The 8568-nt window shown below is 61.9% G+C and carries 7 protein-coding genes and 1 pseudogene; 1 reads left to right on the forward strand and 7 read right to left on the reverse strand.

What is annotated here, in order from left to right:
• The first annotated feature begins 114 nt into the window (after positions 1–114).
• Entirely contained in the window at positions 115–441 is a 327-nt protein-coding gene (locus tag VFG33_RS22635) for an integrase core domain-containing protein (RefSeq protein WP_325054926.1), read from the forward strand.
• A 202-nt stretch (positions 442–643) separates the two neighbouring features.
• On the opposite strand, the gene VFG33_RS41315 is transcribed toward VFG33_RS22635, so the two are convergent.
• The 7 genes and pseudogenes from VFG33_RS41315 to VFG33_RS22665 all read right to left on the reverse strand — a co-directional run.
• Positions 644–1108 (reverse strand): leucine zipper domain-containing protein, encoded by a 465-nt coding sequence (locus VFG33_RS41315; protein WP_414672979.1) that lies wholly within the window; start codon positions 1106–1108, stop codon positions 644–646.
• 85 nt (positions 1109–1193) lie between these two features.
• The gene (locus VFG33_RS22640) at positions 1194–2102 is read right to left on the reverse strand and encodes a PIN domain-containing protein (protein ID WP_325054927.1); all 909 of its coding nucleotides are present in this window, start codon (positions 2100–2102) and stop codon (positions 1194–1196) included.
• A 239-nt stretch (positions 2103–2341) separates the two neighbouring features.
• Positions 2342–3829 (reverse strand): class I SAM-dependent DNA methyltransferase, encoded by a 1488-nt coding sequence (locus VFG33_RS22645; protein WP_325054928.1) that lies wholly within the window; start codon positions 3827–3829, stop codon positions 2342–2344.
• The gene (locus VFG33_RS22650) at positions 3813–4205 is read right to left on the reverse strand and encodes a hypothetical protein (RefSeq protein WP_325054929.1); all 393 of its coding nucleotides are present in this window, start codon (positions 4203–4205) and stop codon (positions 3813–3815) included. Before VFG33_RS22650 ends, VFG33_RS22645 begins: the two co-directional genes overlap by 17 nt.
• Positions 4206–4273: 68 nt before the next feature.
• Positions 4274–5160: pseudogene (locus VFG33_RS22655) on the reverse strand (restriction endonuclease).
• A gap of 20 nt (positions 5161–5180) precedes the next feature.
• Positions 5181–6425, reverse strand: coding sequence for a restriction endonuclease subunit S (locus VFG33_RS22660; RefSeq protein WP_325054931.1), 1245 nt, complete (start codon positions 6423–6425; stop codon positions 5181–5183).
• Positions 6422–8568 (reverse strand): type I restriction-modification enzyme R subunit C-terminal domain-containing protein (locus VFG33_RS22665; RefSeq protein WP_325054932.1); only part of this gene is annotated, 2147 nt, incomplete at its 5' end. The genes VFG33_RS22660 and VFG33_RS22665, both read right to left, overlap by 4 nt.

Genomic DNA, 8568 nt, shown 5'->3' on the forward strand with positions numbered 1-8568 from the left:
CCGAGGACCTCGAAGCTGTCGCTCTCGCGATCAACAACCGGCCCCGCAAGATCCTCGACTGGCGAACCCCGGCCGAGGTCTTCGAAGAGCAGCTAGGCTCGCTATAACAGCCTGGTGTTGCATCGACCGGTTGAACTCGCCGAGTACACCGCCGGGACCTTCCGGGCGGCCTGCACCCGGCTCGGCATCAACCAATCGATGGGCCGGGTCGGGTCGGCACTGGACAACGCGGTGATCGAGTCCTGGCATTCCACCGTGGAGTTCGAACTGCGCATGCTCGAGCACTTCACGACAAAGGCCCAGGCCCGCGCCCGGGTCGCTGCCTGGATCGAGGAATACAACCACGACCGGCGCCACTCCGCGCTCGGGATGCGCTCCCCGATCACCTACGAACTCACCCACCGGCCCGGCCATGGGCCACAACACGGCCAGGCAGCATGAACAACCGGATCCCGCGCACCGAGTCTGACCTCGTCCTCGTCGACGTCAAGGCCAAGCCCTCCGGGTGGCCTCCGGCCAGCCTTGACCCCGACTCCGGGCGAGTTCCTCAGGCAGCAAGCGGGACGCCGGCCCACAACCGAAACAACAAACTCAAGTCTCTACGGTTTCAGGGGATTGCCACCGTTCCCACAGCCGACACGAATCACGGCTCCGTTTCCGCGGCCGCCCGACCAGCAAACCCTGACGGACACGGATCCGGTTCACGGTCCGCTCCGACTGCACCACCACGTCGGCACCGCCGCGCAACAGCTCCAGCCGAATCCGCTTCGCGCCCCACCCCGGATGCTTCCGGCGCATCTCCGCGACCCGCACCTTCAACCTCAGCCGATGCCTGATGCGGACACGACACCGGACGATGCGACCGATCCGCCAACCCGGCCACACCCTCGACCAGATGCCGGGTCATCCACGAATGCACCGTCTGACGCGACACCCCTACCGAGGCCGCCACCTCCGTCACCCGCACCACCCAGAACCGCCCGCACCACATCCAACCGCTGCTCGACAACAGACAAACGCAACCAGTGCCAATCCCGGCCTCCTGAGTCACCGACGCCCCACGGAAACGTCGAAGACAGACTGGCCGAACATGGCGAGCGTCAACCATCAGGTGGCACACGACTGTCAAGCATCACCCGGCACAGGACACACCGGCTAGACATCCCTCTGCAGCAGGCGCTGCCCGAACACCATCAAGAGCTTGAGATCGGCTCATCCAACTCTTTGGGTGCCGGACGTCGTCGGCTGCGCTTGCCATCACCCGGCTTCTCTGCCGCCTTTACCTCGTCTTCCCACTCGTCACGCTTGAGCTTGAGAGTCTTCAACCCACGGGCTCTCGCTCGCGTTGACTGGCTCGTGTCGTAGGTGATCAGAGTGACCTGACGTCTGGCAACCTCCTTCACTGCTAAGGCCCGGTCAATGATCTCCTCGTCCATAATCGGCAGTCGACTGTGCTCAGGAGGGTCGAACACAATCTCCACGGTGAGCTTGCCGACGCCCTCGGCGGCCTCTCGCATAGTCGCGATCTCGGTTGGCTTCTCAAGAACCTTGTCGAGCACAGCGAGAGTATGGCCGGGCCGCCAACGGTCCTTACCACGCTTCAGATTGTCGAGTTCGTCGATGACGGCAATCGGGATCAGCAGGTGAACGAGCTCACCGCTGACGCGGAGGATCTTGTCTACCTCAAGATCCTCAAACTTCTGATCGTGATCCATGTAGACAGACGTGTCTGCGACCACAAGGTGGCCCGGCCCACCCCAGCGGCCGAACTCGTGGGCGAGCCGCCCATAGGTTTCCTCGAACGCGAGATGTCGCTCTTCGATCTCCGTATCGAGCAGATGGCGCATGGCGACGACCAGCCCTGCGCCGCCCGTTGCCTGCAGAGCCCAGTACCGTCGAGTGAGCAGAAGCCTCTCGATGTCCGCAGGGCTCAGGAGATTGCTGAGCACGCGAACGGAGTCACGCACCCAGGAGCTGTACTTGTTGTATAGCTCCTGGGGAGTACCGCCGAACGACCGAAGGTTCAACGCATCGGTAGTGACCTGTCGGAGAGTAGCTAGGACGTGATCCTGGTTTGCCCCTGGCACGAGCCGGACAAGCATCGTTGAGCCTCCAGTGAGGAAGTGAATTTCGGTACGGTCTGATCGCCCAGCGTCAGACCAGGCAAGCACCTTGCGAGAAGGTCCCCGCAGGCTTGGCCGCGAGTGGGGATTGCTCTGCAGGGCGGCGGCCAAGGCCCGGCCGGCGTCGCGTCGCAAGCAACGACCGCTACGTCCGGGACTTAAGATGCTCCCACCTCGGCGGCAAGAAGAGCGCTGCTTGGTGGTAACGAAACGGCTGCCTAGTTGGTACCGAGGTTCTCGAGCGCGGCCGCAACCGTCTCGAACTCTACGAGCGCTGCGGTGAGGTCCTCAACGATCTCGCGGGCAATGATCTCCGGTGCGGGGAGGTTGTCAGCATCTTCGAATGAATCGTCGCGCAGCCAGGTGATGTCAAGGTTGACCTTGTCGCGGGCGATGAGTTCCTCGTAGGTGAACGGCTTCCAACGCTCGGACTGGACCCGCTCGTCGCGAGCCTTTCCGGTCAGATAGGAGTCGACGAACTCGTCGAGGTGCTGACGACGCAACGGGTTCTGCTTGAGGGTGAAGTGCTGGTTGGTCCGCAGGTCGTAGACCCAGAACATCTTCGTCCATGCCAGCTCGGACGCGGGCTTCTTGTCGAAGAACAATACGTTTGCCTTCACGCCCTGGGCGTAGAAAATCCCGGTCGGCAGACGAAGCATTGTGTGCAGGTCGAAGTCAGCCAGCAGTTTGCGGCGCAGCGTCTCGCCGGCTCCGCCCTCGAAGAGGACGTTGTCCGGGAGCACGACCGCGGCACGGCCGTTGATGTCGAGCGTCGTCATGATGTGCTGTAGGAAGTTGAGCTGCTTATTGCCCGTCGTAACGACGAAGTCCTGCCGCTCGATTTCTAGGTCCTCACGCACCTCGCGTCCGTCCGCGCCGACCATGGTCAACGACGACTTCCGGCCGAACGGCGGATTGGACAGTACGACCGACCACCGGTTGCCGGGGTCCGCGATAAGGGCGTCCCGGACGTTGATCAGCGAGTCGCCGTCCGGCGTACCAATCCCATGCAGCAGGAGGTTCATCGCGGCCAACCGCGCGGTTCCGTCGACCAGCTCAAAACCGGAAACGAAACGCTCCCGAAGGTGCTCCCGCTGCGTTGGCGTGAGGCTCTCCGAACCCTCCGAGGCATGCTCGTGGGCGACGAGAAGGAATCCGCCAGTGCCACAGGCCGGGTCGACGACGGTGTCTTCCGGTTTGGGGTCGATGACATCAACGATCGCCCGAATTAGGTCGCGCGGCGTGAAGTACTGACCAGCTCCGGAGCCCTTGTCCGATGCGCCCTTGGAGAGCAGCTCCTCATACGCATCCCCCTTGATGTCCGTTCCCGATGCAGACCAGTTCTCCTGATCGATGAGGTCGACGATAAGTCGCTTGAGCTTAGCTGGATCCTGAATGCGGTTCTGCGCCTTACGAAAGATGGTGCCGAGCGTTCCAGGCTGCTGCGCCAAGCCGACGAGAATCCTGGTGTACTCCAACTCCAGGGTCGTCCCCTCGGCATCGAGCAGCAACTGCCAGGAGTACTCCTCTGGAACGACCTGCTGCGGGTTCAGTCTCCGGGTTGCCCGCTCGTGCGCCATCTTCAGGAACAGCAGATAGGTCAGCTGCTCGGTGTACTCGATGACACCGACGCCATCATCTCGCAGCACATTGCAGTACGACCACAGCTTGTCGACAAGCCGGCGTGCATTAGGAGTAGTAGTCATAAGTTGCCTTCACTTGATTGGCCCAGAAGATGAGCCGCTGGTCTGCTGTCGGCTTTGGCGTCAGCAGCTTCAACTCCTCGGCTAGGCGATAAAAGCCTGAACCGGCGTCGTTCTCATTCAAGTACAGCACGATCGAGGAGACGAGGGCGCCTACCTCCGATAGGTTCCTGGACGCGACCTCACCTAACAGCGCGCCCATAGCGGCGCGCTCGCTGTCCTTCGCGAAATCAAACGATCGAGCACCCGTGCGCCGATGCAGGACCGAGTTCAGTTCTGTGTACGACGTGGTGCGGCGGATGCGCCCCCGCTCAGCCAAGAAGTCGCTAGTACCATCAACGAGTCCACTCCACTCAAGTTCGTCGCGTCCCCAGATCATGTCGTCACCCCTTAACCGCTACCCGAACTGCCGCTTCTGGCTGGCGAGCATCGGTACGGTGATCGCCATCAGAGTGCCTCAAAGAAGTCTTCGTCGAGTTGGTAGAGCGTTGCGGTGGTCTCAGCCTGAACGCCGACTAAGTAACGCAGCATGAGCTGGGCAAGCCTTGCGCCATCGATAAGCTCGATGCGGAATGCCACTCGGCCCGCTTCCGCCCGTGCCCCGGAGCTGAAGGAGCTGGTCGTGATGAATACACCCCGATCGCCTTGGGCACCCATGAGGGCGCCAACAAAGGACTGAATCGTTGGCCGGTGGATGACCTTGTCGATCGCGTACCTCTTCGCCTCACATAGATGCGGTCCAACCCCAACGGGTCCTGGCTGATGATGCCATCGATCCCGGCATCGCCGCTCGCACTGGTTCGCTCAACCCGACCCGCGTGGCCATAACCCACCGCAGCGAGCAGCTTCATCACCAGGTCCTCGAACCCGATGGAGGGTAGTGCCAGTGCACGCTGGAGCAGCTCGTTCTCAATGACCGCCCCATTCTCTTTCACCGCTTGCTCGAGCAGATCCTGCGGAGTCGCCGACGACTCGGCAGCCGGCAATGCATTCTGTGCAGGAGTTTCCACGTCTCGGGTCCGGCTACGAAAGGCGACATAGGCAGGGTACTGCTCCAACACCTTCAAGCTAATCTGTTCCGGGTTCGCCTCGAGCGCCTGCCGCCCGACATCACTGATGCGGACGACACCCCGCTGGGGGCGTTCCACCAATCCGGCTTGCGACAAGTATGTGAGTGCCCAGGCGACACGATTGTCGATCGTACGCTGGCGCCCACTCGGAAGCAGCTCAGCCTGCTCCCCATCAGTCAGGGCGAACACCGCGGCCATCGCCTCCTTGACCGCACGAGAACGTTTCGTCTGCCCGTCCGCGAGGTAAGCAAGCGTGGGTCGCATCAGCGTCTGAAAGTCCGGAATCACCCGCCGATCATCTCCTCGGCGTCTCGTCGGAAGGAGGCGACACCCGTCAGGCGTCCCGAGAATGCGGCAGCGAGGACTGCGCGACGAAGGCTGCCTGAGCGCCGACGGATGCGGTCGAGCTCTGCCCGGAGTGCGTTAGCTGCTTGATCGGCCTGTTCGACTAGTTCGAGAAGTCGTTGCTGGTCACGAGGCTCGGGAAGCGGAACTACGGTGCCGGCGATCGCGGCTTGATCAATCTTCGGCATAGAGCCAGCAAGCCCCTTCGCCTTCCCCCGCAGCTGACTGTGACCTGGTTCGGAGCGTAGAACTGCTGTGAGGAACCGACTGTCGATCTTGCTCTCGTCGGCGCGGAGTCGGATGAGCAGGTCCGGGAAGATGGCCCAGTGGCGAGGCCCGCCGTAGCGAGCAGTGGAACCTACCAAATCGGGAGTATTGGAACGTTGCACCAACACATCGCCCGGTTCGAGCCAGAGGCCCGCAGCACGCTCCGGGGTCGTAGTCGTTATCTTCGTATACTTGTCAATGAAGGCATTCCTCGTAACCGCGGTGAGGGTGAGAGTCTTCGTCCCTGCACTGTTCTCCGCGGCGGCGCGATCTGAACGGCCGTTGCGCATCGGCTCGCGGAGGAGTCCGCCGACCTCTGCGCGAGGGTATTGATCTGACCAGAGAGTCTTCCTGACGAATCCTCCGTGCCAGCTCTCGGCACGCTTCACGTTGGTAAGCAGATAGGACTCGGCTGCGTCGAGGCGGGACAAGTGGTCCTCGAGAAGGATGAGGATGTGTCGCTGCTCGTCGAGTTCGGGAAGAAAAGAAATTGGGATGCGCCTGACATCGGCCACGTTGAGGTGCAGAACCGTCGTGCCGGCTGCATTAGCGCTAATCCAGGCCTGCGACTGTGGCGTCATGAGCGAGTACAGCAAGAACCGCATGTCTACGCGCTCATCATCAGGACGAAGCAGCACTGTGCGCTGTCCCAGGCAGACAGGTACATCGACCGGTACGGCGCCGACCTGACCCATTGGCGCCTCACGGGAAAATATCAAGTCGCCCGGCGCCGGTGTGGCTCGGCGCGTCCAGCCCAAATACGTAGCTTCGTCGACTGGCTTCGCGACGTCAAGGGATATCCGTCCGTTCCGCACGGCTCGAGTTCCGACCGAGTACCCAAAGGGTTCTCTCCCGGTTGCCGGTGCCGTTCGATGCTCGCAATCGATTACGTTAGAAATGTCTCCAAGCACAGTCACGCGGTGAGTTCCTCGTTCAGCTCGTCAATGAAATCGGCGGTGCGGTCGCCGAGGTCACGCAGGGCACCGTCAGTGCCGCCGCGTTCGGTGAAGGGGGCGTCGTCAAGGTCTTCGGGCCGGATGCCGGCGGAGTTCGCGATTACCGAGACCATACGGTCGAGCCACCAACGTTCGCGTTCGGTGAAGGTGACGCTGGCTTGCCCCTGTTGAGCTAGCCATCCGATGTATTTCTCGCGCACGCGTTCAGCATAGGGAACGAGCTCATCGTCGGTGCCCACGGTGTAGCGCATCAGGGAGATCAGGTCGGTCAAGGTGCGGGTAGGGCTGCTGCGGACATTCGTGAACTCGACCGCGACGTAGGCGTTCCAGATGATGTCCGGGGTCCAGTTGTAAGGCGGCCGGGCAATCCGGTCTGCGAGTTCCTGGATGTAGGCGAAATCGATGCGGCGCTCGCCAGCCTCGTACGCGAGCTGGATCGCAGTGATCTGATCGCGATGCTCATTCAGGTAGTCGCGCCAGGACTCCACGATAGACGTTGCGCGGGTCCTGTCGATAACGCCGCCAGCTTCAAGCAGTTCGTCGCGGCTGACCTCATCGATGATCCGGTCGTGAGCACGCCTGAGTTCGAGGATCCGGTTGCGAAGCTCAGGGTTAGCGGCGATCGGCTCGATGGCGTGCTCCACCAGCTCTGCTACGGACCTTCCAGTCCGAGCGCTGGTGTCTGGGTCGACGGCATTGACAAGGCCACGGACGATGTCCTGGATGGACTGACCGGCTACTTCATCGAGCTCGTGCCGCTCTGAATCGGTGAGGTCGAGTCCCAGCTTGGCCAACCGGGATGCGAGGGTCGCGGCTTCAGCCTCCGTGAGGTTGAGCGCGGCAGCCTTGTCGAGCAGCTTCTTGAGGCTGACGCTCCTCTCCCGGTTGAGCGGAGGCTCAACGTACCCATGCTCAGTGACGCCGATGGCATCGACGATGACGAAGCGAGTCTTGTTTTCAGAGTCCGGAGTGACGGCTTGGAAGTCTGCGCGGCTGATGGTGCGGGCGCCGCGGCCCTTCATCTGCTCGAAGTACTGCGCGGAACGGACGTCGCGCATAAAGAACACACACTCCAATGGCTTTACATCAGTCCCGGTGGCGATCATGTCGACAGTGACCGCGATGCGAAGAGTTGGTGACGTGCGAAGCGCCTGCAGCTGTTCCTTAGCATTGCGGGCGCTATAAGTGATCTTGGCTGCGAAGTCGTTGCCCTTTCCGAAGACCTGCCGGACCTGGGTAACGATCTCCTCGGCGTGGTTGTCGTCTTTGGCGAAGATCAGTGTCTTCGGAACCGTCGTGCGGCCAGGAAAGATTTCGCTGGCGAGGCGGTCACGGAAGGTCTCCAGTACGGTTTTGATTTGGTCTGTGGCGGTCACAGCACGGTCGAGCTGGGGAGCGCGGTACTCCAAGTCCTCGTCGAGCGCCTCGAGTCGCTGCACTCTGGTGCGTCGGTCGATGGTCGGTACGATCGTGCCGGCCTCGATGGTTGATCCCTGCTCGCTGACCTTGGTACGGATCCGATAGATGTCGAAGTCCACGTTGACTCCATCGGCAACCGACTGCGGGTAGGTGTACTCCGACACCAGGTTCTGCCGGAAGAATCCAAACGTCTGCTTGCCGGGGGTGGCCGTGAGGCCGATGACATGGGCATCGAAGTACTCCAGGACGCCGCGCCATACGCCGTAGATGCTGCGGTGAGCCTCATCGACGATCACCAGGTCGAACGTCTCGGGAGGTAGTACGTCGCTGTAGGCGATGGTGACCGGGGTGTCCGGAACGAACTCGTCCAGACCAGGGTCGTCAGCGTCGGTGACCTCGCCCTCCTGCAGGAACTTGAAGACCCGCTGAATAGTCGAGATGGTCACCTTCGTTGAGCCGAGCGGGCCCGCACCGGAGAGCTTGGCGACGTTATAGAGCTCAGTGAAGCGACGGCCGTCGTCGGGAGTGCGGTAGTTCTGGAATTCCGCAAGTGTCTGGTCAGCGAGGTTGTTGCGATCGACCAGGAACAGGATCCGGTTAAAGCCGCCATGCTTGAGCAGCCGGTAGGACTGGGTTACCGCGGCAAACGTCTTGCCGGCGCCAGTGGCCATCTGGACCAGCGATC

This window comes from Kribbella sp. (assembly GCF_035687465.1).
Lineage (GTDB): Bacteria > Actinomycetota > Actinomycetes > Propionibacteriales > Kribbellaceae > Kribbella.

Coding starts and splice junctions, on each gene's coding strand:
- VFG33_RS22645 (WP_325054928.1), bottom strand. CDS start 3,829: ATGACTACTACTCCTAATGCACGCCGGCTTGTCGACAAGCTGTGGTCG.
- VFG33_RS22650 (WP_325054929.1), bottom strand. CDS start 4,205: ATGATCTGGGGACGCGACGAACTTGAGTGGAGTGGACTCGTTGATGGT.
- VFG33_RS22640 (WP_325054927.1), bottom strand. CDS start 2,102: ATGCTTGTCCGGCTCGTGCCAGGGGCAAACCAGGATCACGTCCTAGCT.
- VFG33_RS41315 (WP_414672979.1), bottom strand. CDS start 1,108: ATGGTTGACGCTCGCCATGTTCGGCCAGTCTGTCTTCGACGTTTCCGT.